The following is a 26550-nucleotide window of genomic DNA, read 5'->3' on the forward strand; positions in this document are numbered from 1 at the left end:
AATGAGTGTGGTAATGCATCATGTAGAAAACACCGTACCTGAAATCAGTTTTACTGAAGCAGCAGTAAGACACTTGGTGTCTTATTTACAAAAAAATTCTGAATATACTGGGATTCGTTTATCGGTAAAAAAAACAGGATGTTCCGGCCTATCTTATGTCGTTGACTATGTGCGAGCGCCTGATGAGGGCGATTTGGTTCTCGCTTTGACTGAAAACTATAGTGCATGTATTGATAAGTCCAGTTATCCTTTTCTGAAAAATATGAGTGTTGATTATGTAAAACAAGGATTAAATTATAAATTTGTTTTTAATAACCCGAACCAAACCGGTCAATGTGGATGTGGGGAAAGCTTCACAGTGGATTAGGAGCTATTAGCCTGGACACAGCGAAACGGAACCTGCGGTTCCTCTTAAAGTACTCCAGGCATTCATGAATAAAAATTACTTAAACTATACGGAAAAACGAAAACTGGATTGATGCTCTTTAATTTGTTTTCTGCTTAATTGTCCCCTATTTGAAAAAACCTAAAAATTTATTCAACTCAGCTTTCGCTGAAGCACCGAAAATTGACTCATCATCTTGCTGTGGCAGCTGGGGCATACTTCTATAGAAATGCCAAGCATTGTTAATGCGACCTTTTTGTTGGGGAGTAGATCGATAAAGTAGAGAGCATCTTCTAGATTGTGCAGTGTTCTGCCCAGGCTCAATAATTCAACAGTTTTTTTGTCTGTTATTTTTTGATTTGCCTGAAGCAGGCCGAATACGAATGAATCGATGTATTTATCACGCGTTTCATGTGCCATTTCTTTGGGGGTTGTCCTAATTTCTAGGTACTTAGCTTTTGAGCTTTCTACTACATCCACTACGCCCTCAGAAATATCAGTTAGATTCTGAATAATCTTATTACATTGATATTGGTTTTTAATTTTTATCATTGGGTGCATGTAGATAAAACCAAAATAAAGTTTATTACTCGTTGTGGCGGCTTTTCTTTTATCAATTCTTCTAATAAATAATAGTAATACAGCAATAAATAATAAATTCGCCTTGTCCATTTAACTTGTAAAATGGTAAAATTTTTTTGACTTAATATTTCCTTAAGAAATGAATATCATTAAAACAATATTTACACTCTTTGAGATGTTTGATACTATATAGTCCATAGTGTTCGGTGAGTGTATGTACTGGGCATAATTTTATTTAATTAATTTGTACTAGGAGACTTAAATGAGCACAGAAACAATGGTGCAAAGCAGCGAAGCACTTTCACATCAAGTAATTCATGCTGTTAAAGGTTATTTAACCAGTGTTAGCAATAAAGATTCTAACTTAAATTTATATCAATTAATTGTTGAAGAAGTTGAAGCGCCGTTATTTCGTACTGTTATGGAGTTAACTCGTTACAACCAATCAAAAGCTGCACGTGTTCTTGGTGTAAGCCGTGGTACTTTGCGTACTAAATTAAAGCGTTATTTTGATGATGAATTTATTGGAACTCGTGATTTCTAATTAATTAGAACGACCTCGCTGGTTTTTTCATATTAAATTTCCCAATATAGTGGTCTTTGGCTAGGCACTCTGCTACTATTGATAACAGAGTTGGTCAGACAATCGCTCTTTGTTTTGCAAAGGGAGGAAAGTCCGGGCTCCATAGGGTAGAGTGCCAGGTAACACCTGGGAGGTGTGAACCTACGGAAAGTGCCACAGAAAATATACCGCCTCTTAGAGGTAAGGGTGAAATGGTGCGGTAAGAGCGCACCGCGCGGCTGGTAACAGGCGTGGCAGGGAAAACCCCACTCGGAGCAAGACCAAATAGGAATCCATTTGGCTGAAAAGTCATTACGTGTGACCCGCATGGGATTCGGGTAGGTCGCTTGAGGCATGTGGTGACGCATGTCCCAGATGAATGATTGTCCATGACAGAACCCGGCTTATCGACTGACTCTTTTTTCTTTATGCCCTAAATCTTCTATTCTTGATTTTGATCTTCTTCCTTAAATTACAATAATTTTCAAATTGCAGCTAATTTGATGCCAAATATCCATTTTATCGTTATCAATGATAATGAAAATTGATATTTATGAGCTGTTGTAAGAAGCTTATGAGAAAAAATAAGCTGTTCCCCCAGGCACAGTGAAGTGACTAATTTCTAAGTTCGCGCCTTCTATTAATTGGGAGAGCCAATAGCTAAGTTTTTATTTTAAAACAATGTCTTAATTTATCTCTTAATGCACATTGTATTTCCATTTAGCTCAAAGTATGTGTAATTTATTACTCATTTAGATTATAATATAACCATCCTGTTTTTAATGTGTAATACTGAATATGAAAAATCAGCAGCTGCGAGCCATTTATACTAACCCAGGCGAAATCTCCTCTGAGCAAAATCTTTTAGAACAAGTTAAGGAGTTCGCTGAAATAGGGTTTAATAAAAACTTCAAGAAATTCATTGAATCCAATAAAAGTAAAATTAAGTTATTCACATCTCCTAAGTTTGATGCCGCAAAATACAGCAAAGAATATTTGGATTTCCTAAATGCCTTGATTCTAGCTTTGCCCTCAGCAGAAGGTGATATCGATACAAAAACTATTCGTAAGAAACATTCTCTAAATCAATTTTATTCAAGACAGAAAAAAACAAGTCAAGAATATGAGCCTATTCAAGACATTATAAAAGACTCGACTCTCGCTACGAACGTTATCGAAAGACTGAATGCATTTAAAGAACAGTTAGAGGCTATTCGAAATCAACAACTAATCCTCCAAGCTAAGTCTTTAGTCGCAAACTCTGACATCGATGTAAATCAGGAAAACTTAAGATTAATGAAAAGCGATTACCTTAAGTTGTGTTCAAATTATTCACTAAAATCACTTGCTGCGTTTGATCAGAAGTTTGAGCTTTTGTTTGGTGAGAAATCCATTTCAACCTTCAGAAAACACTTTGCTGAAAGAAAAAAAATTATGGATGCAATCATGGAGGCATGTAAAGGAATGCCTGTTGCAAAAGTGATTAGGGAAGAGAAATCCAAGCTTGATAAGCAAATAGGAGACTTTGATTTGATTATGAATCAAGCAACCGAGTTATGGGACTTAAAGACACGCTTGCAGCAAATAAAAACTATTGAAAGTAGTGTCACAGAAAAAGTGGATGTCCTTCTAATACCTTCAGATCCTCAGAAACTTCGAGAATTCATCGAATTTATTGCAGGTAAGGAGAAAGAAATACAACGCATCAAAGAAGGGATTCATGGTAGTGCGGAAATACATCAAAATACTAAGCGGGCTATTGGGGAGAGTGAACAATACATTCGGCAAAAAAGGGAGCAAGCAGAGTTTTTTTTACAGCAAATTAGTAATACACGCAGTGAAGCCCCTCAACAAAGAAAAATAGATGAGAGCCAAGAGAGCGTCGTTTTTACTCCAAAAGAGTCTTCTCCAAAAAGTGACAAAAAGAATGAAGAAGCGCTCGCAGTAAAAAAAGCGCGGCTGCAAGAAGCAATCTCTTTAATACAGACATATAGAAAAACAATAGAAAAAGAGCAAAAAAGATTTTCTGTAAAATTTTATAAATCACGACATCAGGAGAAGAGTAGCTATTGTCTGTCATTAGAAAGAGAACTTAGGTTGCAAGATAATGATTTAAAATTTGAAAGCAATTTACACGATATTATTAATAACGCTCATAAGAAAGTCACTGCAGGCTCTGGTGCTAAAAAAGAAATCATCACCAAAGGTGGTAGTTATTTCGGTACAAGCCGCATGCTTGGTTTACAACGACTTTTGGGCATTGATGAAGCCTGGCAAACAAAAGGACACTCCAAATTTCTTGTATTTTCAACTCAGTCTGATTTTCATGGACTTAAAACCATGGGAGTCGTTGGTGATAACGTACATAAAATTGTGGAAAATTTCTATCTTGGAGTAGATAACAACAGTAATGAAGAATACCAGAGGATAAAAGAACAGGCATTTCCCAAAGACGTTGCCAGTAGTCCACAATGTTATTGACTTTACTCCATTAGGAACAAAGAACACCTTTATAAAGACTGGTTCAACCCAATCTCAGGTTTCCACACTACTGAGTGAAGTCATTGGTTCTTACTTCACCGAGGTGGTTTATGATCGAGCCCGTGTAGCCTGGCTGCTTGCAACTGTCTCTTGATCACATCTCTGCCTACGCCCCGCGGCTTGTCTGAGCTTGTCCGTGGGGTCCAGTGTTTCAGCGCAGATCTCCTGGATCCCGCGGACAAGCCGCGGGAAGTCGGACTAGAGCTGGACTAGTTTTTCAGCGAGGTGTAGAAGATTCAGTATTCAAAATTACTCATTTCCAGCCAAATGTTTTTTCAACAGAGTATTGATTTGTTCCGGGTTTGCCTTTCCTTTGGTTTGTTTCATAATTTGTCCGACAAAGAATGCCAATAATTTTTCTTTTCCTGCCCGGTAATCCGCTGTTTGTTCCGGATATTGTTGAATTAATTTAATAATCAGTTCCTCCCAGGCAGCAGTATCATCTACCTGCTGATATCCCTCACGTTCGATAATTGCTTCAATATCTTTTTCACCAGCCCACAATAAGGTAAAAATAGCTCGTGCATGGTTTAAAGAAATAGCCCGATCATGCAGTTTATCGAGTAGATTTGCAATTAATTCTGCGGATATACGCGGGGTATCAAAGGTCAAGTTCTCTTCATTTAAAGCAGCAGCATATTGGCCCTTTAACCAATTAATAATCATTTTTTCAGGAGCACGGCATTGCGCTTTAACTGATTTAAAAAACTGGTAAGCTGCTGGCGAAGAAAGAATAAAATTAATATCCTCTTCATTTAGAGAAGGTATATTTTTTAATTCATTATGAATTTTATCGGGCAAATCAGGTAAATTATTTTTTACTTCAGCAATGAGGAATCGAGGAATTTGTATTGGTAATAAATCGGGATCTGGAAAATATCGATAATCATTTTCATTCTCTTTACTACGCATCGCATGTGTTGTGTGCGTGCCAGGATTATAAAGACGAGTTTCTTGAATTACTTGTTTTCCACCTTCAAGTATATCCTGATGCCGTGCTTGTTCATAAGCGATGGCTTTTTCAATAAAACGGAATGAGTTCAAGTTTTTCAATTCAGTTCGTGTTCCTAAAACAGAAGATCCTTTAGGCTTTAAAGATAGGTTGACATCACAGCGGAAATTTCCTTCTTGCATATTCCCATCACAAATGCCTAAAAACTGAACCAATTGATGTAGTTTTTTGAGGTAGCTCACTGCTTCATGACTGGAAAACAAACAGGGGGTAGTTACTATTTCCAATAAGGGTGTGCCTGCTCGATTAAGATCGATGCCACTGTAACCCGAATGCACTCCATGCAATGATTTGCCTGCATCTTCTTCCAAATGGGCACGTACAATTAAAATGTCTTTTTCACTGCCGTCATTCAAAGCAATTGTCAATTTACCATTGCTGACTATGGGTTTTTGAAATTGACTGATTTGATAGCCTTTGGGTAAGTCTGGATAAAAATAGTTTTTACGCTCAAAAACAGATTGATCATTAATGTCTGCTTGAATCGCTAAACCAAACCGAATCGCCATAATGACTGCTTCCTGATTTAATACGGGTAAAACCCCAGGAAATCCTGCATCGATAAAGCAGGTTTGAGAGTTAGGGGAGGAACCAAAAGCAGTTGCTGCGCCAGAAAAAAGCTTTGATTTTGTTTTTAGCTGAATATGTACTTCAAGGCCAATGACTGTATCCCATTCCATAATGCACCTTTATTGGTTTGGACTGGCCAAATGCCAGTTGGTCTGTTGTTGATAATGATGAGCTATCTGGAGCAAGCGGCTTTCACCAAAATGTTTGCTCATAAGTTGCAAGCCTATAGGTAACTCTTTAGAGAAGCCTGCAGGTATGGAAATTGCGGGAAGTCCAGCAAGATTAGCAGCCACAGTAAATACATCAGCCAGGTAATTTTGAATTGGATCAGCAATTTTTTCACCAAGTTTAAAGGCACATGTTGGGGATGTTGGTCCAAGAATAACGTCAACAGAATTCAATTTTGTGACAAGTTCCTCTTGAATAAGCCGACGAATTTTTTGTGCCTGTAAATAATAGGCATCGAAATAACCCGATGACAGCACATGTGTTCCAGTAAGAATTCGACGTTTCACTTCAATACCAAAGCCTTCACTGCGAGTATTGCGGATGAGCTCGGTTAATGTAGGTGCATTGTCACTGCGATAACCAAAACGCAAACCATCATAACGTGATAAATTTGACGAAGCTTCAGCGCACGCGACCACATAGTAACAAGGTACCCATAAAGGTTGGAGTTCTAAATTAACATGAATAATTTCGGCACCCATACTTTCAAAAATTTTTACTGCTTCAAGAATCGCATCTTGTATTTCTTGGTCTACTTGCGGTTGAAAAAAACACGAAGGTAATCCAATTTTTAATTTGGATAAAGGCTTATTGAGTTCAGCATAATAATCAGGAATTGTGGTATCGACCGAGGTAGAGTCTTTGGAGTCAAATCCCACCATAGCTTGAAGCACCAATGCGAGATCCTCAGCACTTCTGGCCAAAGGTCCTGCCTGATCCAGACTGGATGCATAAGCAATCATTCCATAGCGAGAAATGAGTCCATAAGTGGGTTTAATTCCACTAATTCCACATAGGGCTGCAGGTTGGCGTATTGAGCCTCCAGTGTCAGAACCTATAGCAAAAGGGATCAAACCGGCAGCTACGGCTGCTGCTGAACCACCAGAAGAGCCGCCAGGTACCCGTTCTTTATTCCATGGATTTTTTACAGCACCAAAGTAGCTGTTTTCATTAGACGAGCCCATGGCAAATTCGTCCATATTGGTTTTACCTATCAGAATCGATCCTTGTTCAAGTAACTTACTGGCTAAAGTCGCTTCATAGGGAGACTGGAAATGTTCAAGCATTTTAGACCCACAAGTAGTTGGCATACGCTTGGTACAAAATAAATCTTTCAGAGCCATAGGGATGCCAGTAAGGATTTTATCATCTCCATTTTTTAACTTATGATCTGCTTTTTGAGCCTCAAGAAGAGCATGTTCTTCATCTAAACTGATAAAAGAATTTAAATCGTTATGCTTTTGAATTTGTTTTAGGTAGTGTTGAGTTAATTCAACACTAGAGAGTTTGCGATGATGTAAAGCCTGAGATAATTGCTTTAATGATAAATTTTCCATGATTATTTACTCTGCTCTATAACTTGAGGTACTAAGTAAAGATCTTGTTCAAATTGTGGTGCAAGGGCCTCTAATTCAACCAGACAATTTCCTTCAGTAACTGCATCAGGTCTTAAACGCTGACTTAAGGCAAGAGGATGAAAAAGTGGTTCCACTTCTTGGGTATTAACAGAGCGCAATTGTTCGACAAAATTCATGATCGCATTAATATCTTCAATTAATTTTGGTGAATGTTCTACATCCGTATCCAGGTAGGCTAGTTGAGAAATTTTTTCTAAATCTTTTGCTGAGATGGTCATAAAATGGTACCTCACAGAGTTAACGCCATATTATAACGAGGATGTTATAACTTATAAATATAATTGTAGTCTGAATGATTGGTAGCCTGGGTGCAGCGCGGCGAAACCCGGGTTTTCTAAAACGAATATCCGATCCCGGGTTTCGCTGCGCTGCACCCAGGCTACAGTTAACTGCAATAATCGAATTACTTTTTGAGGTAAGGAAATTCATCTTGCAATAGGTGAATTACATGGTGTAGTTGCTCCTTGCTTTTTACAATAAGAAGCACGGTATCATCACCAGCGATTGTGCCTAATATACCCGAGTTTTGGGCTATTTGAGATGAATAGGATACGAATTTTCTATCAATAAAAAAAGCCAGGCTATTCGCATTGCCAGGATGTGTATGCAGTACGATAAGGCCATAATCGGATACTTGCATATTTAATACCAAAGGCAAGTTGGGCATATTGAAATCCACTACTTGATAAGTACCTCCTATTTTCGCAATTTTTAATTTTTTCAATCTTCGCGATAGGGTTGCCTGAGGAATAGTATAACCCCGTTCCTTTAAACTGTTTTGTAAATCAATTTGTTCCGCAATTTTCTCAGTTTGCACAATATTTAATATATGCCCATCAAGAGCAGCATCTTGACTCATTTATATCTCCACTTTATTTATAGCGCCCCCCACTAAGTTCGATACATCGTTGCAAGCTCGTTCGGCTCAGTCATGTACTTGAGTACACTCCTTCACCTCACTTTACTTGCGCCTTGTCTAGAATTTAGTGGAAGACGCCATATGCTTATGTGAATGCAAAATCATTTTTAATGAAATTATATTCAAAATACCTTGACAGGGCAAGTCAAGGTTGATAAATTTAAAAAACGCATAAAAACTGGATTTATATTCAAATGAAACAAATATTCTTTACATTTTTAGCAGGTTTTTCCTTTTTGGTTTCTTTGTGTTATGCAAGGATTCCCAATGAAAGTGTTCAATATATTCATTTTGCAGTAGCTGCAGAATATCCACCATTTGAATACAATGATCATGGTGAAATCAAAGGGTTTGATATTGATTTAGCACGTCTGATTGCAAAAAAGCTGGGTAAGGAAGCAATGTTTGATACCATGCAATTCAGCAGTATTTTACCTGCTTTAAGTACAGGCCAGGTTGATACAGCGATTTCTACGATTACCATTACAGAGCAGCGAAAAAAGAATTTTGATTTTACTAAGCCTTATTATTTTGAAAGTATGGCTGCTGTTTTTCCTGAAAAAAAACCGATTAACGATGTAAAACAATTAGCTGATAAAAAAATTGCAGTTCAATTAGGCAGCACCATGGAAATTTGGTTAAAAAAGAATATGCCAAAAACCAGTCTTTTAGTAATGGATAATCACAATCAAACCATCGCAGCCCTAAAGGCTGGTCATGTTGATTTGGTTCTCGTTGATGGAGTGCAAGGTGCAGTATTTAGTCAGAAAAATCCTGGATTATCCTTTGCGATTCTTGCTCAATCAGCAGATGGCTATGGTTTGGTATTGAAAAAGAATTCTGAATTAACTCACAAAATAAATCATATTTTATATGCGTTAGAGCAAAGTGGTGAGCTTGCTGCACTCAAGAAAAAATGGTTGGAGGACACAAAATGGACGAATTAAAACAAAATGTCCTCTATATTGGCGAGGGAACTTTAGTTACTTTGATTCTGTTATTTGGTGGACTATTGATAGGGACTTTATTAGGAACAGTACTCGCTTTATTGCGATACCAAGGGATTATGAAGCCAATAATAAATGGATTTATTTCGATAATGAGAGGGACTCCAGTAATTTTACAACTTAGTTTTATTTATTTTGCTGCACCTGCATTAATCGGCATCAAGGCAAATATTTTAGCAGCAGGGCTTTTAACTTTTGGTTTGAACAGTTCCGCTTATATTGCCGAGATTCTGAGAGCAGGAATAGAGCATTTGCCAAAAGGCCAGTTTGAGGCAGCAAAAACGCTGCAAATACCTGGCTTTTATCTATGGAAGGATATTGTTTTGCCTCAAGTGATTAAGAATATTTTTCCCGCATACATTAATGAAATGATTGCACTGTTGAAAGAAACTGCTTTGATTGCGACTATAGGAGGAATGGACTTGATGCGCAGAGCTCAATCGGTGGCTGCAGAGCAATTTACCTATTTTGTTCCACTGTGCATTGCGGGTGGTTTTTACTATGGGATGGTCCTTTTGATTGAGTTCCTGGGCAAGAAAATGGAACAAAGGAGGCTTTATGTTAGCCATTAATCAAGCCTGCAAATATTTTGGCTCACTCACCGTATTAAATAATATTAACTTAAACGTACAAGCACAAACAGTAGTTGGTTTGGCTGGGCCATCTGGAAGTGGAAAATCCACGTTATTGCGTTGCATACAACAATTAGAAACTTTGGATTCAGGTACGATTGAAGTAGCAGGTCAAAGTGGTTTTATGTTTCAGGATTTCCAGCTTTTTCCACATATGACTGTGATGCAAAATTTGGTGTATGCGCCTCGTTTACACAACAAAATGTTGAATCACGAAGAGCAGGCACAGATGTTACTGCTGAGTTTGGGAATTAGCCATAAAGCATCGGCCTATCCACACCAATTGTCTGGTGGGCAAAAGCAACGTGTTGCTTTAGCACGAAGCTTAATGATGAAACCCAATTTATTACTTTGTGATGAGCCTACATCGGGTCTTGATCTGGCAACGATTGATGAAGTGATTAGCTTATTAAATTCAGTGAAATCTTTAGGGGTTACGATGGTGATTGCATCCCACGATCTTGATTTCTTAAGCAAAATGTCAGATCGACTAATTATTCTAAAAGGAGGGCAATTAGTCACGGATGTAGTGCCCAAAGAGTTGGCTGAACCTATTTTACATTTAAAACAATACTACCAGGAGTAAACCATGACTGAATCGATTAAAAAAATTGTCCTTGCCTATTCGGGCGGCCTGGATACTTCAGTAATGATTCCATGGCTTAAAGAACATTACCAGCAGGCAGAGATTATCGCAATGGTTTGTGATTTAGGACAAAATGAAGATTTAACGGCGATTAAAGAAAAAGCAATAAAAAGCGGTGCCTCAAAAGCCTACGTGATGAATGTTCAAGGTGAGTTTGTTAGCGACTATCTGTGGCGATTGGTCAAGGCAGGAGCACTTTATGAAAACCAATATGTTCTAGGTACTATTTCTCGGCCGCTCATTGCCAAAAAACTGGTTGAAATTGCCCTGTTGGAAAAAGCTGATGCCGTTGCTCATGGAGCTACTGGAAAAGGTAATGACCAGGTTCGTTTTGAATATACGGTAAAAGCTTTGGCTCCAGAACTTAAAATTATCGCGCCCTGGAGATCCTGGAAAATTAAGTCCAGACAAGAGGCGATTGAATACGCCAAATTACATGGTATTGACGTTCCAGTTACACCGAAGTCACCTTACTCACGCGATCATAATCTTTGGTATATTTCTCATGAAGGTGGTGTTTTAGAAGATCCAGCACAACCCCAGCCTGATGATTTATTATTGATGACTGCATCTTTGGAACAATCGCCAGATAATTCAGAATTAGTGAGTATTGATTTTGACCATGGCGTTCCCGTTGCGTTGAATGCTAAAAAAATGAGTTCGGTGGAATTGCTCAAAGAGTTAAATAAAATTGCAGGTGCTCATGGAATTGGGGTGGCTGACATTGTAGAAAACCGATTGGTTGGAATGAAAATCAGAGGAATATATGAAGCACCTGCGGCCGCTGTTCTTTATAAGGCACATCAAATGCTTGAAAGCTTGTGTCTTGACCGGTCAACGTTGCATTTAAAACAGTCCTTACAGCAAACTTATGCCAATCTTGTTTATGAGGGACGATGGTTTTCCCAAACCAAAAATGCGTTGGATGCATTGATTGATGTAACACAACAGCACATGACTGGAACTGTAAGTTTGCAATTATTCAAAGGGAACATCATTCCTTATGGAATGCATTCTCCATTTAGTTTGCATGATCCTGCATTGGCTACTTTTGAAGAGGATAGTGTTTACAACCAACAGGATGCTGAAGGATTTATAAATTTATTTTCTTTATCAGCGCAGGTGTATGGCAAGGTACATAAAGGAGATAAATAATGGTTGCTCATAAAACATGGGGAGGGCGATTCAAAAAAGAACTCGATCCAGGTGTTATGCATTTTAATGCTTCTTTGGCTTTTGATAAGGTGCTCTATGCTCACGATATCGTTGGGAGTCAAGCACATGCAAAAATGCTTGCACGACAAAAGCTTATTTCTGACAGTGAAGCAGATTTGATTTGTAATGGGCTGGAAGAAATATGCCATGAAATAGAAAAGGGGCTCCATGAATTTGATGAGTCTTGTGAAGATATTCATATGTTTGTGGAGCAATTACTTATCGCTAAAATTGGTGATGTAGGTAAAAAGCTGCATACAGGTCGAAGTCGAAATGATCAGGTTGCCCTGGATTTAAGATTGTATTCGCGTGATGCAGGCTTGCAGGTTTATCTGCTTATTCAGCGTTTAAACCAGGCCTTGGAAAAGCTGGAAAATCATCATGCTAAAGATAAAATTCCAGGTTATACCCATTTGCAGCAAGCTCAGCCAATTTATTTAGGACAATTTTTTGCTGCTTATATAGCAATGTTTCAACGTGATTTAGGACGTTTACACGACTGGCATACACGAATGAACTTCTCGCCTTTAGGCGCTGGTGCTTTAGCAGGAAGTAATCTACCTCTCGACCGACAATGGGTCGCAGAAACCTTGGGTTTTAATGGGGTGATTGAGAATACACTGGACGCAGTAAGTGATCGAGACTTTATTATTGAGTTTTGTTCTGTTGCTTCAATTGTTATGATGCACTTGTCACGGCTCGCTGAAGATTTGATTCTTTGGGCTACTCAAGAGTTTGGTTTTATTACTCTAGATGATGCTTTTGCTACCGGCTCATCGTTGATGCCTAACAAGAAAAATCCTGATGTTCTGGAGTTAATCAGAGGTAAAAGCGGTCGAGTTTTTGGGCATTTAATGGGTATTCTAACAGTAATGAAAGGATTGCCGCTTGCATATAACAAGGACATGCAAGAAGATAAAGAATGCCTCTTTGACACAGTAAATACCTTGACTGCATGCTTGGAAATCATTGCTCCTTTTCTTGAAAGCGTGCAATTTAATACGAAAGTGATGGAACAGAAAGCCAATAGTGGCTTTCTGAATGCTACTGCAGTTTTAGAGTCCTTAGTAGTGCAAGGAGTGCCTTTTAGGGATGCACATCATCAGGTGGGTTTGTGGGTTCAGGAAGCAATAGATAAAAACTGCTCTCTTGATGAAATTGTTAAAAATCAATCGTGAATAATGTAGCCTGGGTACAGGCTACATTGCATCTAAACGACGAGATTCTTGCAGAACCCCATTTTTAAAGTAGAATGAGGGTACATCATAATTATTCAATCGAGTTAGTCATTCATGTTGCGGCATTATAAAACCCAAAGGGGCGTTAAAGTAGAGTGTTCTCAGACACCTCTAGATTACCAACAAGGTATTGAAAATCTTCTTGAGCATTTAGATGCGCAAAGAGGAGCTTTATTTGCTTCAAGTTTTGAATATCCAGGGCGTTATACCTGTTGGGATATCGGCTTTTATAATCCACCTCTGGCTGTTATTTGCAAGCAGAATTTAATTCAAATTGATGCCTTAAACCAACGTGGCAAAATATTATTAACTTTTATTACTCCATTGTTGGAGAATGAAGAGTCCTTAGAAATTGCAGCGCAAAATGATGAATTGTTGCAAATCAAAATTAAGCCCTCGGAAAGAGTTTTCAGCGAAGAAGAACGCAGCCAACAGCCTTCAGTATTTACAGTAATCCGTCTGATATTGTCCTTTTTTAAATTGGAAAATGAATCTTATTTGGGATTATATGGCGCTTTAGGTTTTGATTTGATTTTTCAATTTGAAGAGTTACAAAAGCATAAAGAAAGAGAACTGTCTCAAAGAGATATGGTTCTTTACTTACCTGATGAAATTTATGTAGTGAATCATCGTAAAGAAGAAGCTTTTCTTCGACGTTATGATTTTCAATTTCAAGGTCGATCAACAAAATCTTTGGCGAGAGAGGGCGTTTCTGCGGCATACCAATCACCTAACAAACCCGAAAAAGAATGTGATCATATGCCAGGTGAATATGCACAGGTTGTAAATACAGCCAAGGAACGTTTTGCTTGTGGTGATTTGTTCGAAGTAGTTCCAAGTCAGACTTTTTATACCCATTATAAAGAGCAGCCTTCTTCTTTATTCAAACAAATGCGTCAATTAAATCCCTCACCTTATGGCTTTTTTATTAATTTGGGTGACGAAGAGTATTTGGTCGGTGCATCTCCAGAAATGTATGTGCGGGTTCAGGGACGAAGAGTTGAAACTTGCCCAATTTCCGGCACGATTAAACGGGGTGCTGATGCAATTGAAGATGCAGAAAATATTCAGATCTTATTGGATTCAAAAAAAGAAGAATCTGAATTAACCATGTGCACTGATGTGGATAGAAATGATAAATCCCGTATTTGTGAAGCAGGCTCTGTGAAAGTCATTGGGCGTAGACAAATTGAAATGTATTCGCGATTGATTCATACCGTGGATCATGTTGAAGGCATTTTAAGGGAAAATTTTGATGCGGTAGATGCTTTTTTAACTCATATGTGGGTCGTTACTGTGACGGGCGCGCCTAAAATTTGGGCCCTTAATTTTATTGAAGAACATGAAAAATCCCCGCGCAAATGGTATGCTGGTGCTGTAGGATGGTTTGGTTTCGATGGAAATTTAAATACAGGTCTGGTTTTAAGAACTGTGCGCATCGAAAAAGGAATTGCTGAAATTCGTGTGGGTGCTACCTTGCTTTATGATTCAGTTCCTGAAGCTGAAGAGCAGGAGACGCGCTTAAAAGCATCAGCTTTTTTAGACATGCTGCAAAAGCGAGAGACTAACATTCAAGCAGAGACAGCGCATTTGCCTTTGATTGGAAGGGGTAAGCACGTCTTACTTATCGATCACCAGGATTCGTTTGTACATACTTTAGCAAATTATTTCCGTCAAACTGGAGCAGAAGTGAGTACAATTCGGTTTGATAAGGCGTTACAGTATTTACAAAATCAAAAGTACGATCTTGTTGTTTTATCTCCAGGACCTGGTAAACCCAGTGATTTTAATCTCTCTCAAACAATTGCTGCTGTTATTTCTCATCGCATTCCTTTATTCGGAGTGTGTTTAGGCTTGCAGGGAATTGTTGAGCATTTTGGTGGCATTTTGGATGTTCTAGAATATCCCATGCATGGTAAGCCATCCATCATAAAAGTCGTAGATGATCCCAAATTATTCTCAGGCTTGGGAGAGTGTTTTAAAGCAGGGAGGTATCATTCACTCTATGCACGTTTAAATGCGATGCCAAAAGAGTTGAAGGTTACTGCTATGAGTGATGACGGGATTGTGATGGCTATTTCTCACCAGCAATTACCTATTCACGCAGTTCAATTTCATCCTGAAACTATATTGTCTTTAGTGAATCAGGCTGGATTTAAAATTATCAACAATTTGATGGAGATGATTTAACGCAATGCGCAATAAGATATTAATGCTTTATGCTGTATCTTTTGTTTTGGGTATTGTAGTTGGCCTTGTTGGCTCAACATTTCGATTATCAATCGATGTGTTGGGCAACTTGTTAGATAATTTTTTTCATTTACTTAGTCTTCATGGATGGCCATCTGGATTGATTTCGGGGTTGGTCTCTATGGCTATGGTTTATGCGGCCTATTATGCTGTAAAGCAGTTTGCTCCTGAAGCATCAGGAAGTGGTGTACCGGAGATTGAAGGTGCATTACTTCATTTAAGACGCATATCTTGGCGTCGCTTATTACCCGTAAAATTCTTTTTTGGTATTTTGGCACTCTCTGCAAAAATGATTTTGGGACGAGAAGGCCCCACGATCCATATAGGCGGTAGCTTAGGGGAAATGCTAGGTGGTCTGTTTAACCTGACACGACGTAGAAAGGATAGTTTGATTGCTGCAGGAGCCGCTGCAGGTTTAGCAGTGGCATTTAATGCTCCTCTGGCCGGAGTTATTTTTGTCATGGAAGAAATGCGTAACCAGTTCAACTATTCTTTTACCAGTTTTAGTATGGTGGTTATTTGTTGTATCACAGCTACAGTCATTCTTGATTTAATCATTGGTCCCCAGCCAACGATCCCCATGAATGTATTTGAATTCCCTCATCTTGATTCTTTATGGTTATTTGCTCTATTTGGCATCGTGGTAGGCTTTGTAGGGCTTTTATTTAATCTCTCATTGGTAGGTACCCTAACGCTCCTGGATAAACTTACTTCAAGACAAAAAACATGTTACGTGCTGACGGTAGGATTTTTGATTGGCTATTTAGCAGTGCATCATCCAGCAGCCGTAGGTGGCGGTATGCACATTATTCATCAGGCATTAACCCTGTCGCCAGGATTTGGTCTTTTGCTTTTTCTTTTAGCAGTACGATTTATAGGAACCATGGCATGCTATGGAACAGCGGTTCCGGGAGGAATTTTTGCTCCTATCCTTTCTTTAGGGACACTTCTTGGTTTAGCGATATTCCATATTTTAGAAATATTACATATTGAATTTTTAACCCAACCTGGAATGTTTGCAGTTGCAGGAATGGCCGCACTTTTTGCCTCATCGACGCGTTCACCAATAACTGGCGCAGTATTGGTGGTCGAAATGACTCATAATTATTATTTAATATTCCCTGTGATGATGGCATGTATTACTGCAACTATTGTGCTACAGCTCACTCCGAATGGACCTATCTATGAGCAATTATTAAATCGTTCTCTTCATACTAAGAAAATTACACCTAACTAAATAACGTGTATTGTAGCCTGGGCTACAATACATCCAGAGTTAATCTACATGAATAACAATTTTGCCAAAATGTGCGCCGGATTGCATGTATTGATGTGCTTCTTCAATTTGTTCCAGTTTAAATTCTGAGTCAATAATAGGAGTCAATTTTTTTGTTCTCAGGTTTTCTATCCATTCTTTATGAGCTTGTTTCCATAATTTATTTTTTTCTTGAAGAGATTGAGAACGAAGTACAAAGCCAATAATTTGCAATCTTTTGCGCATAATCAGTGCAAGATTGCATTCCACTGAACTTCCTTTGAGGCACGCGATCTGGATGAGTTTGCTTTTAGGTTTCAATAAATGCAAATGCTTATTAAAATAATCACCACCTATAAAATCAATGATTAAATCAACGCTGTGATCTTCAATTAAGTCTTCAAAATCCTGTTTATGGTAATTAAACACTTGATCTGCACCGAGTTTAATTGCTTTTTCTACTTTGAAATCTGTTCCTGCTGTGGTGATTACATGAGCATGGATCAATTTTGCCATTTGGATTGCCAACGAGGCGATGCCGCTTCCTGCCCCATGAATAAGCAATTTTTGTCCCGATTTGAGCTTGCCTAAATCGAATAAAGTGGCATAAACGGTTGTTAGTGCCTCCGGAAGCGCTGCAGCAAGCGAATAACTCCAATTTTCAGGAATATGCTGAGCTAGCGATTCCTCCACAGGACAAAATTCAGCATAAGCACCACTACCGACTAACCCATAAACTTTATCACCGGGTTTGAATTGCGTTACATGTGCACCGACTTCGACGACTTCTCCGGCAATTTCTAGGCCCAGAACATCAGATTCTCCAGGAGGGGGAGGATATTTACCATAGCGTTGCATGATATCTGCCCGATTAAGTGCGGTCGCTTTAACACCCACTAAAATTTGTGACTTGCTGTACTTTGGCTTAGGACCATTTTTGATGACCAAACGGTTGTGTGGACCTGGATTTTCTATGTATACGTAGCGCAAAATGTTTTCCTTAACTTAAACCCATTATTCGGGTTAATTTAAAAAATGAATTGGGTGAGTGAAGAGCACGCGAATAGTTCATGCTGCATTCTTCTGAGTACTTTACTCAGACACTTTACTTAAAAAAACATACCTATATAATTGCTTGTACAGACCCTCTTATATATTGGGCAATGGCTAAATTCAATCATCAACGTCTTTCTGCTTGGCTTTTTATAATTCCACAACTTATTGTTACCCTTATGTTTTTTATTTGGCCTGCATGTAATGCATTATTGCAATCCTTTTTTTACACAGATGCTTTTGGTCTGCATAAAAAGTTTGCAGGACTTTCCAATTTTGTGGATCTTTTTCTTGACCCGAGCTATAGCAAGGCAATTGGGGTAACCTTTATTATTGCTTTTAGTGTGACTTTTTCCACAATGAGTCTAGGACTCCTTATGGCCATATTAGTGAATAATAGAGGCAAGACGCAAGGGGTTTATAAATCTTTATTAATTTGGCCTTATGCCATAGCTCCTGCAGTAGCAGCAATTCTATGGCGCTTTTTATGCCATCCCACTTTAGGATGGCTGACGCATTTTTTGCAATTAATCGGGATTAATTTTGATTATGTAAATAATGTAAACCAGGCATTTTCAGTAATTATTCTCACTGCCAGTTGGCAGCAATTCAGCTATAATTTTCTATTTTATCTCGCAGCGCTCAAAGCGGTTCCTTCGTCATTAATTGATGCGGCGATTATTGATGGTGCATCTGGATGGCAGCGTTTTTGGCAAATTATTTTTCCACTTTTATCACCAACTACTTTTTTCTTACTCATTATCAATTTAATGTATGGTTTTTTTGATACTTTTGGCATTATTCAAGTGATGACTCATGGTGGGCCTGGTAATAGCACGACTAATTTGATTTATAAAGTATATCAAGATGGATTTGAGGGTATGGATTTGGGAAGTTCATCAGCACAATCAGTACTGTTGATGTTTATTGTAATTATTGTTTCTTTAGTGCAATTTAGATACCTCGAAAAAAAGGTCCATTACGCATGAAATCATATTTCGCTCGTATGTTACAGCATAGTTTTTTATGCTTTTTTGTGATTTTGATGTTGTTGCCTGTTTATTTGGCTCTTGTCGCTGCCAGTAATGAAGGGAGTGTCATGATGCAATCTCATATTCCTATGGTTCCAGGGACTTTATTATTCAAGAATTTGAAAGCGGTGATGACAGAAGGCTTATCGGTCACAGGCGGGGAGCCTATTACTTCGATGTTGTTAAACAGTTTTTTTATGGCTATGGCTATTGCTTTGGGAAAGATTGTTTTTGCCTTAGGCTCAGCCTTTGCTCTGGTATATTTTGATTTTCCTTTTAAAAAATTATGTTTTGCATTGATTTTTATTACTATGATGTTGCCCATAGAAGTCAGGATTGTACCTACTTTTCAGGTGGTTGCTTCATTTGGATTATTAAATTCATTTACTGGATTAACTTTGCCCTTATTTGTGTCTGCAACTGGAACTTTTTTGTTTCGTCAGTTTTTTAAAACCATACCTCTTGAACTCGTTGATGCAGCAAAACTGGATGGGGCAGGGGCTGTACGTTTCTTTTTTGATATTGTTTTACCCTTATCCAAAACGCAAATTGCATCATTATTCGTTATTTTGTTCGTGTACGGTTGGAATCAGTATCTTTGGCCATTAGTGGTTACTACAGAAACAAAAATGGCTACGGTAGTGATGGGGATTCGCTATTTAGCTGGCGTGGCAGATCAAGTGCCACAATGGCACTACATTATGGCTGTTGCATTGATTGCTTTGATTCCACCTTGTATGGTAGTCATGTTAATGCAGCGCTGGTTTGAAAAAGGGTTAAAGTAAGCATGGCAACAGTCAGTCTCATTGAAGTTTCAAAAAAGGTCGGATCAACAACAATTCTGGATAAGGTAAACGTTAGCATTAAAAAAGGCGAGTTTATGGTGATTGTTGGTCCATCTGGATGTGGAAAAACTACATTATTACGCTTAATTGCCGGTTTGGAAGATTTAAGTTCGGGCTCGATTTTGATTAATGATCAATGTGTCAATAAAATACCTGCAGCAAAAAGGGACATGGCTATGGTTTTTCAAAATTATGCTCTTTATCCCCATATGACTGTATTTGAAAATATGGCTTATGGATTAAAAATGAGGCGTTTTAAGAAGGCAGATATTAAGCAACGAGTAGATGAAGCAGCACAATTATTGCATCTAACTCCTTATTTAGAGCGTAAACCCCAGGCACTTTCTGGAGGACAAAAACAAAGGGTTGCAATGGGAAGAGCCATGGTTCGCTCCCCAGCTGTTTTTTTATTTGATGAACCTTTATCCAATCTGGATGCAAAATTGCGTACGGAAATGCGTCATGAAATTCGTCGTTTACATCAACAATTAAATACTACCAGTGTGTATGTAACTCATGATCAAACTGAAGCAATGACTATGGCGGAACGTGTTATGGTACTTAATCAAGGGGTTGTTGAGCAGATAGGCTCTCCCCAGGAACTGTATCAAAATCCTGCTACCTTATTCGTTGCAGGATTTACAGGGCATTATCCTTTGAATATAGTATCTGGTGTCTTCGATAAAAGCAGCAATACGGTACAAACAGATTTGGGAGTTGATTATCCTATGCCAGCGTTGGCACAGAACCTTGAAGATAAGGACGAGCTGATTATAGCAATTCGAGCTGAACATGTTGTACTTTGTTCTGAAAATGATCCACAAAGCATCTCAATTTATGTCGAGTTTGTAGATAATATGGGTGCGGACAAATTAATACGTGCGACATGTATCAAGAATAAGCAGCCGATTAATTTGCGCGTTACTGCAGATCAACACATTTCGAGTGGACAACTCTGGGTTAAGCTACCTAAAATTAAATTACATCTTTTTCATCGTAAATCTGGAAAACGGATTGGAGAATGACGTGAGCAAAGAAAAAAACAAACAACTAAAACCAATTGATACCCCAGTCTATAGATATTGGTCAGCATTGTATATGTCTTTCTATTCACGACTTCTTTATGTGGATGTTGGGAAGCGTTGGCGAGGACTTGGTATTCTCTACCTTTTATTGACAATCGCTTTATTTACAATTCCCTTTGCTGTAAGAATGAGCTTTAGTTTGAATCAAGCTTTTAAAGAACAAATAACAGAGCCTTTGTCAAAAATTCCTGTTTTTTATATACAAAACGGGGAGGTTTCCTTTGATAAACCAATGCCTTATTTGATCAAGAATGATCAGGGGCAAGTAGTTATTATTATTGACACAACAGGAAAAATCAATGATTTCCCTTCCAACTATCCTTACCTCTCGATTTTGATTAACAAAAATAAAATTTCTCTTAAAGTGCCCAGTTTGAAACTTTTTAATATGGCGGAAACAAAGCCTAGTAAAGGCACTCCATTAGTCCAAACTTTTGATAAAGGAACTAATCTGGTGTTTGATGGCAGAAAAATTGCAGAAGAAGATTCAATTAAAAATGTGACATTTTATTCGGAACTAATGATTTATCCTATGGTTGTAGCCATGTTATTTTCAATTTTTATAATTCTTTTCCTGGTTTTAGCTTTTCTAGGACAAGTTTTTTCAAATATATTCTTTTCTTTTAATGTCACCTTTGCTCAATCAAGCCGGCTTTTAGCCGTTGCTGGAACCCCTATGTTATTACTGCTGCTTGCCATGCTCACACTCAATTCAATTTTTATGGGTTCAGGTTACATTTTATTCGCATTGCTTATTTTCTACTACAGTTTTGCACTTTATTCTCTGCGCGCAGAAAGCAGGCGAGTTGCCATTTTATAGAATTGTATTTTGTTAAGGCATTGTCGTTGCATTGGAATTAAACTGTTTACAGAATTAATAAATAGAACTTTTATATTGGAGCATATGCACGTGGTGACTTTATGAAAGAGTTGATTCATTTTGCACATGGAAATGGTTTTCCTGCTTTATGTTATAAACAAATGCTGGATCAGCTCGAGAAAGAATTCGATTATTGCTATATTGACAAGATTGGGCATGATCCTTTGTTCCCGGTTAGTGAAAACTGGCATAATCTGGTTTCGGAAGTCATTGCCAGTGTTAAAAAGCAAGCAGATCGTCCTGTTATCGCAGTCGGGCATTCTTTAGGTGGTATTTTAAGCTTATTAGCAGCAGCCGAACAACCCGAATTATTTAAAGCGGTAATTATGTTGGACTCACCTTTAATTGGTGCTTTTAAATCAAGCATGGTTCGTTTGGCAAAAGCCCTGGGTATTATTGATCGGGTTACGCCGGCGTTTAGGACCCGAAGTCGGCGCACATATTGGAAAGATCATGATCAATTAATGGATTATTTAAAGACGCGAGAGTTATTTAAGACCTTTACTGATGCCTGCTTAAGCGATTATATTACCTACGGTTTAGAGTATAAAGAGGACGGTTACCATCTGCGATTTGATAGGCACATTGAATATCAAATTTATCGAACTATTCCCCACGTTATCCCAAACTATGAAGGTAAGTTATTCATTCCAACAGCATTAATTTATGGTGACAAAAGTACTGTGGTTGGTAAAATGGATGTGCGCTACATGAAAAAATATTTTAATGTATCAAGTTATAAAACCAAAGGGACCCATTTATTTCCTATGGAACACCCAGAAGTTGTGGCAAAGCAGATTATAAAAATTGTGTCTGGTTTATACTTAAATAGTACAAGTGGTCGAAAGGCCTCAAATAATTAAGGAGAATAATGTGCTACACGCTATTTTAGTGCTCATAATCATTGGTGCTGCAGGGATATTGCTTACCAGGCAGGCAGCAATTTCAGTGTGGGCTATTAGCTTTGCTCTATTTAGTGCCCTTGTTTTCATGTATGGCTCTCCAGGATTAGTGACTAAAATGGTACTTGTTTTAGTGGAACTTATTTTAATTGCTGGTGCTATAAAACCTTTAAGACGAATATTATTATCCAAATATTTTTTTAAAGCAGTAAGTAAAGCCATGCCTGCCATGTCCTCAACTGAGAGAGAGGCTCTGGAAGCGGGCACTGTAAGTTGGGAAGGTGATTTATTTAGTGGCGCCCCAGATTTTTCTGTGTTGAGAAATGCGCCTACGGTTCGTTTGACTGATGAAGAGCAAGCTTTTCTTGATGGTCCTGTAAATACCTTGTGCGGGATGATCGATGATTGGGATATAACTCATAATCTAACCGATTTACCTCCAGAAATCTGGCAGTTTATCAAGGAAAATCGATTTTTAGGTATGATTATACCAAAGCGTTATGGTGGTCTTGAGTTTTCTGCTACCGCACAAATGTCAATCTTAGTAAAAATCTATGGTCGCTCAATCACTGCTGCTACAACTATATCTGTACCTAATTCTCTAGGCCCAGGCGAGTTGTTGCTTAAATATGGAACTGAAGAGCAAAAAAATTATTACTTACCACGCTTGGCTGATGGACGGGAAATCCCCTGTTTTGCTTTAACCGGCCCCAATGCAGGCTCTGATGCCGCATCAATCCCAGACAAAGGCATAGTATGTCATCAAGAAATTAATGGCGAAAAGATATTAGGTATCCGATTAAATTGGGATAAGCGTTACATTACTTTATGTCCAGTAGCTACAGTAATCGGGTTGGCGTTCAGGTTATTTGACCCGGATAATTTAATAGGTAAAGGTGAGGATGTGGGTATTAGTTGTGCGTTAATACCAGCAAATACCCCGGGGATTACAAAAGGTCGTCGTCATTTCCCATTGAATACTGGGTTTTTAAATGGCCCAACTCAAGGGAAGGATGTTTTTATTCCCATGGACTACCTAATCGGTGGTGTAGCTATGGCAGGTTGTGGTTGGCGCATGCTCATGGAGTGTTTAAGCGCTGGCAGGGCCATATCGTTACCTTCGAGTGCTAACGGAGGTGCCCAGGCTGCAGCTTTGGCTTCTGGAGCTTATGCACGCGTTCGTAAACAATTTAATCAATCAATTGGAAAGTTTGAGGGGATTGAAGAGCCTTTGGCCAGGTTAGCGTCAAATACTTATATTATTGACGCTGCTGTAACAATGGCCGCTGCTGCGATTGATCATGGAGCCAAACCTTCTGTGGTCGGTGCTATATTAAAATACCACACCACAGAACGTGCAAGACAGGTATCACTTGATGCCATGGATATTCATGGTGGAAAAGGTATATGTCTTGGTCCTAATAATTATATGGGTAGAGGTTATCAAGGATCTCCTATCGCAATTACTGTGGAAGGAGCGAACATACTCACTCGAAGTTTAATTATTTTTGGCCAGGGAGCGATTCGATGCCATCCCTATGTATTTAAGGAACTTGAAAGTATCCGCAACAATAATCTGGTTGAATTTGATAAGGCATTTTTTTCCCATGCCGGATTTATTATTGCCAACTTTACGAAGTCGGTTATTTTTGCTTGGACTGATGCACACTTATCTAAAGCACCTGTGAGCAGTGTAAAACGTTATTATCAACTTTTGCATAAATACAGCGCTAATTTAGCATTTCTTGCTGATTTCTCAATGAGTATTTTAGGAGGGGACTTAAAACGTAAAGAGAAATTATCCTCACGTCTTGGGGATATGCTGAGTTCATTGTATTTGATTTCAGCAGTCTTAAAACGTTATCATGAAGATGGTGAGCCCAAAGCTGATTTACCTCTGGTTGATTGGAGCTGTCAACAACTGTTGTATGAATGTGAGACGGCAATGCATGGCGTTATTGTCAATTTCCCAGCAGGTTGGGCACGAGTTGTTTTACGCTTGATTATTAAACCCTTAGGTAATCGAAGAAATAAACCAAATGACCAGCTGGGCCATAAGTTAGCCAGAATTCTCATTGAACCTGGCGAAGCTCGTATGCGCCTCACTCGTTTGGTTTATAGCAAAGCTGGGGACAATTGTCCTTTAGGTCGTCTGGAGGAAGCTTTCCATAAAATTTGTGCGGTAGATGAGTTGGAAAGAAAAATAATGCGTGCAGTAAAAGATGATGTTTTAAAATCACTTACTCTGCTGGAACAAATTAATGAAGCTTTGGCTTGTGGTTTGTTAACCGAGAAAGAAGCCAAGCAATTAAAAGAAGCAGAGCTAGCACGGCAAGATGTGATAAAGGTAGATGATTTCAATGATGAGGATTTGCGTCGACCCGCATCAATAAAATCTGCCAGGGGTAAAAAAGTTGTTGTTAATAAAGATGATATAGAATCAGAAATGATTTGATTTTGACTCCTGGTGCAATGCAGCTATAAGTATATTTGCTGAATCGTAACCCGGGTGTCTAATATATTGGTCCCGGGTTTTTCTTTACTCTCCTCTGCCACCTATTATTTAATTTAACTCTGATGAACATAGAGCATTAATAACCTGTAGCTCATCTTTTATTTATTGATTTTACTGGAATTTAAACTTAAAACGTGGCGTGGATGCAGTACAATAAAAAAGGATATGGAGCTTGGATTGAAGATGAACAATATGGTCCGGTTTGGTATCCGAATAATGGAGCTTCAGATTGGGCGCCGTACCAAGATGGCCAATGGATATGGTTAAGTTTTTGGGGATGGACTTGGGTGGATAATCAACCTTTGGGGTTTTGCTCCATTTCACTATGGTCGCTGGGCTTTCCTTCTCAGAAGCACAACCATTCAATATAATCTTGCTCAGAAAGTCTCTAGGCGTTTTCTTTAACATCGTCTGGCATAGTGATGTTTAATTCGAGCACCGAGTTGTCTCCCATACGCTCAAGATTCACACTGACCTGATCACGTGTGACATGTACGTATTTAGCAATAACAGTAAGAATTTCTTCCTGAAGCTTGGGTAGGTAGTCAGGTGTATTACGTTGGGAGCGCTCATGAGAAATTATGATCTGTAAACGCTCTTTAGCAACGGATGCTGTAGCACTCCTTCTGCGCAGGTAATTAAAAATACTCATACCGTCACTTCCTCCTTGTTTTTGCTGAATAAGCGACGCAATAATCCTTTACGATCATTATTTATGAAGCGCATAGGTCTTTCTTCACCGAGAAAACGAGCAATTGCATCTTGATAAGCAATACCGGCGTCACTTGTTTCATCAAGTACTACTGGTGTACCTGTGTTTGACGCTTTAAGTACCGATTTTGATTCTGGAATAACGCCAATTAACGGAATGGCTAATATTTCCTTTACGTCAGTAACAGAAAGCATGTCACCACGCTCAACACGTTCTGGATCATAACGTGTTAATAACAAATGTTCTTGGATTGGTGGTTGATTTTCAATGGCTCTTTTAGTCTTGCTGGCAAGTATACCCAGTATACGATCAGAGTCACGCACAGAAGAAACTTCTGGATTAGTCACAACGATTGCATGATCAGCAAAATACATAGCCATTAATGCACCAGCTTCAATTCCGGCAGGCGAATCACAAATAATAAAATCAAAATCTTTTGCGAGATCATTAAGGACTCGTTCAACCCCTTCAAGAGTTAATGCATCTTTATCTCGGGTTTGTGATGCAGGAAGTATTGAGAGGTTTGCAACGCGCTTGTCTTTAATTAAAGCCTGATTTAGGCTTGCCTCTTTATTAATAACATTAATAAAGTCATAAACAACTCGACGCTCACAGCCCATGATAATATCGAGGTTTCTTAAACCGATATCGAAGTCAATAACGACAGTCTTGTGCCCTAGTAGGGCGAGGCCTGAAGAAATAGCTGCAGAAGAAGTGGTTTTTCCTACTCCGCCTTTACCTGATGTAATTACAATTATTTTAGCCAACGCTGAACCCTTCCTATTATTTTTGATTCAACACAATATTTAACCAACAGTGTACACGTTAATTGATAAATAATTCAAGTAGTGCAATAGTGTTCTGTGGAAAAACATTTTCCAAAATAAAGGGGAAACCCAAAGAAAGTTTTTTTACTTTTTACGCCTTACAAATACCGTAAATTCTTCAAATATTTAGATTAAATTATATTAAAAGTATCCTAATGACAATGAATGCATGAGGAGGTTTGGTAGAAATAAGATCAGTAAGTCCTATAATTACAAAGAACATTTTTTGTTTTCTGTAAA

At 38.5% G+C, this 26550-nt stretch carries 25 protein-coding genes and 1 other RNA gene; 18 read left to right on the plus strand and 8 right to left on the minus strand.

Annotated features, from left to right (window positions below):
- Position 1 precedes the first annotated feature (1 nt).
- Positions 2-367, plus strand: a complete 366-nt coding sequence (locus tag DY223_RS07265; RefSeq protein ID WP_058459301.1) for a HesB/IscA family protein — start codon at positions 2-4, stop codon at positions 365-367.
- A 171-nt stretch (positions 368-538) separates the two neighbouring features.
- Here the strand turns inward: DY223_RS07265 and DY223_RS07270 are convergent, their stop codons facing one another.
- Positions 539-1057 (minus strand): hypothetical protein, encoded by a 519-nt coding sequence (locus tag DY223_RS07270; protein WP_058459302.1) that lies wholly within the window; start codon positions 1055-1057, stop codon positions 539-541.
- A gap of 172 nt (positions 1058-1229) precedes the next feature.
- Here DY223_RS07270 and DY223_RS07275 point away from each other — a divergent pair, with 172 nt between their 5' ends.
- From DY223_RS07275 to DY223_RS07285, 3 genes are all read left to right on the plus strand, one after another.
- Positions 1230-1511: a helix-turn-helix domain-containing protein gene (locus tag DY223_RS07275; RefSeq protein ID WP_031566118.1), complete on the plus strand. Its 282-nt coding sequence runs from the start codon at positions 1230-1232 to the stop codon at positions 1509-1511.
- Positions 1512-1597: 86 nt separating this feature from the next.
- An RNA gene (gene rnpB, locus DY223_RS07280) (RNase P RNA component class A) lies at positions 1598-1952 on the plus strand.
- A 375-nt stretch (positions 1953-2327) separates the two neighbouring features.
- Positions 2328-4010 (plus strand): hypothetical protein, encoded by a 1683-nt coding sequence (locus DY223_RS07285; protein WP_058459303.1) that lies wholly within the window; start codon positions 2328-2330, stop codon positions 4008-4010.
- Positions 4011-4319: 309 nt separating this feature from the next.
- On the opposite strand, the gene gatB is transcribed toward DY223_RS07285, so the two are convergent.
- The 4 genes from gatB to DY223_RS07305 form a co-directional block, all read right to left on the minus strand.
- Positions 4320-5762, minus strand: a complete 1443-nt coding sequence (gatB, locus tag DY223_RS07290) for an Asp-tRNA(Asn)/Glu-tRNA(Gln) amidotransferase subunit GatB (RefSeq protein WP_058459304.1) — start codon at positions 5760-5762, stop codon at positions 4320-4322.
- Positions 5763-5771: 9 nt separating this feature from the next.
- Complete coding sequence (gene gatA, locus DY223_RS07295) at positions 5772-7217, minus strand: Asp-tRNA(Asn)/Glu-tRNA(Gln) amidotransferase subunit GatA (RefSeq protein ID WP_058459305.1); 1446 nt, start codon at positions 7215-7217, stop codon at positions 5772-5774.
- 2 nt (positions 7218-7219) lie between these two features.
- A complete protein-coding gene (gene gatC, locus DY223_RS07300) occupies positions 7220-7516 on the minus strand; it encodes an Asp-tRNA(Asn)/Glu-tRNA(Gln) amidotransferase subunit GatC (protein WP_058459306.1) in 297 nt (98 codons plus the stop codon).
- A gap of 185 nt (positions 7517-7701) precedes the next feature.
- Entirely contained in the window at positions 7702-8157 is a 456-nt protein-coding gene (locus tag DY223_RS07305; RefSeq protein ID WP_058459307.1) for an arginine repressor, read from the minus strand.
- A 254-nt stretch (positions 8158-8411) separates the two neighbouring features.
- Here DY223_RS07305 and DY223_RS07310 point away from each other — a divergent pair, with 254 nt between their 5' ends.
- From DY223_RS07310 to clcA, 7 genes are all read left to right on the plus strand, one after another.
- Positions 8412-9164, plus strand: coding sequence for a substrate-binding periplasmic protein (locus DY223_RS07310; RefSeq protein WP_058459308.1), 753 nt, complete (start codon positions 8412-8414; stop codon positions 9162-9164).
- Entirely contained in the window at positions 9152-9796 is a 645-nt protein-coding gene (locus tag DY223_RS07315; RefSeq protein WP_058459309.1) for an amino acid ABC transporter permease, read from the plus strand. The genes DY223_RS07310 and DY223_RS07315 overlap by 13 nt, the downstream gene beginning before the upstream one ends.
- Entirely contained in the window at positions 9783-10442 is a 660-nt protein-coding gene (locus DY223_RS07320; RefSeq protein WP_058459310.1) for an amino acid ABC transporter ATP-binding protein, read from the plus strand. Before DY223_RS07315 ends, DY223_RS07320 begins: the two co-directional genes overlap by 14 nt.
- Positions 10443-10445: 3 nt before the next feature.
- Entirely contained in the window at positions 10446-11657 is a 1212-nt protein-coding gene (locus DY223_RS07325; RefSeq protein WP_058459311.1) for an argininosuccinate synthase, read from the plus strand.
- Complete coding sequence (gene argH / locus DY223_RS07330) at positions 11657-12895, plus strand: argininosuccinate lyase (RefSeq protein ID WP_058459312.1); 1239 nt, start codon at positions 11657-11659, stop codon at positions 12893-12895. Before DY223_RS07325 ends, argH begins: the two co-directional genes overlap by 1 nt.
- A gap of 114 nt (positions 12896-13009) precedes the next feature.
- The gene (locus DY223_RS07335; RefSeq protein WP_058459313.1) at positions 13010-15145 is read left to right on the plus strand and encodes an anthranilate synthase component I; all 2136 of its coding nucleotides are present in this window, start codon (positions 13010-13012) and stop codon (positions 15143-15145) included.
- A gap of 4 nt (positions 15146-15149) precedes the next feature.
- Complete coding sequence (gene clcA, locus DY223_RS07340; RefSeq protein ID WP_058459314.1) at positions 15150-16442, plus strand: H(+)/Cl(-) exchange transporter ClcA; 1293 nt, start codon at positions 15150-15152, stop codon at positions 16440-16442.
- A gap of 39 nt (positions 16443-16481) precedes the next feature.
- Here clcA and DY223_RS07345 read toward each other — a convergent pair whose 3' ends face one another.
- A complete protein-coding gene (locus tag DY223_RS07345; protein ID WP_058459315.1) occupies positions 16482-17450 on the minus strand; it encodes an NAD(P)H-quinone oxidoreductase in 969 nt (322 codons plus the stop codon).
- A gap of 173 nt (positions 17451-17623) precedes the next feature.
- On the opposite strand from DY223_RS07345, the gene DY223_RS07350 reads away from it, so the two are divergent.
- The 7 genes from DY223_RS07350 to DY223_RS19235 all read left to right on the plus strand — a co-directional run bounded on the left by DY223_RS07350 (position 17624) and on the right by DY223_RS19235 (position 25142).
- Positions 17624-18502 carry an ABC transporter permease subunit gene (locus DY223_RS07350; protein ID WP_058459371.1) on the plus strand — a complete coding sequence of 293 codons (879 nt, stop codon included), beginning with the start codon at positions 17624-17626 and terminating at the stop codon, positions 18500-18502.
- Complete coding sequence (ugpE, locus tag DY223_RS07355; RefSeq protein ID WP_058459316.1) at positions 18499-19329, plus strand: sn-glycerol-3-phosphate ABC transporter permease UgpE; 831 nt, start codon at positions 18499-18501, stop codon at positions 19327-19329. Before DY223_RS07350 ends, ugpE begins: the two co-directional genes overlap by 4 nt.
- Before the next feature lie 2 nt (positions 19330-19331).
- Positions 19332-20414, plus strand: coding sequence for an ABC transporter ATP-binding protein (locus DY223_RS07360; RefSeq protein WP_058459317.1), 1083 nt, complete (start codon positions 19332-19334; stop codon positions 20412-20414).
- A gap of 1 nt (position 20415) precedes the next feature.
- On the plus strand, positions 20416-21294 hold the full coding sequence (locus DY223_RS07365; RefSeq protein WP_058459318.1) for a DUF1189 family protein: 879 nt from the start codon (positions 20416-20418) through the stop codon (positions 21292-21294).
- A 101-nt stretch (positions 21295-21395) separates the two neighbouring features.
- The gene (locus DY223_RS07370) at positions 21396-22217 is read left to right on the plus strand and encodes an alpha/beta fold hydrolase (protein WP_058459319.1); all 822 of its coding nucleotides are present in this window, start codon (positions 21396-21398) and stop codon (positions 22215-22217) included.
- A gap of 10 nt (positions 22218-22227) precedes the next feature.
- On the plus strand, positions 22228-24711 hold the full coding sequence (locus tag DY223_RS07375; RefSeq protein WP_058459320.1) for an acyl-CoA dehydrogenase: 2484 nt from the start codon (positions 22228-22230) through the stop codon (positions 24709-24711).
- Between the two features lie 203 nt (positions 24712-24914).
- The gene (locus DY223_RS19235) at positions 24915-25142 is read left to right on the plus strand and encodes a DUF6600 domain-containing protein (protein WP_058459321.1); all 228 of its coding nucleotides are present in this window, start codon (positions 24915-24917) and stop codon (positions 25140-25142) included.
- Positions 25143-25159: 17 nt separating this feature from the next.
- Here the strand turns inward: DY223_RS19235 and minE are convergent, their stop codons facing one another.
- Together minE and minD are read right to left on the minus strand one after the other, a co-directional pair.
- On the minus strand, positions 25160-25423 hold the full coding sequence (gene minE, locus DY223_RS07380) for a cell division topological specificity factor MinE (protein WP_019233062.1): 264 nt from the start codon (positions 25421-25423) through the stop codon (positions 25160-25162).
- Positions 25420-26250 carry a septum site-determining protein MinD gene (minD, locus tag DY223_RS07385; RefSeq protein ID WP_058459322.1) on the minus strand — a complete coding sequence of 277 codons (831 nt, stop codon included), beginning with the start codon at positions 26248-26250 and terminating at the stop codon, positions 25420-25422. Before minD ends, minE begins: the two co-directional genes overlap by 4 nt.
- Positions 26251-26550: the final 300 nt, after the last annotated feature.

It is taken from the genome of Legionella bozemanae, from assembly GCF_900450575.1.
GTDB classification, from domain to species: Bacteria; Pseudomonadota; Gammaproteobacteria; order Legionellales; family Legionellaceae; genus Legionella; species Legionella bozemanae.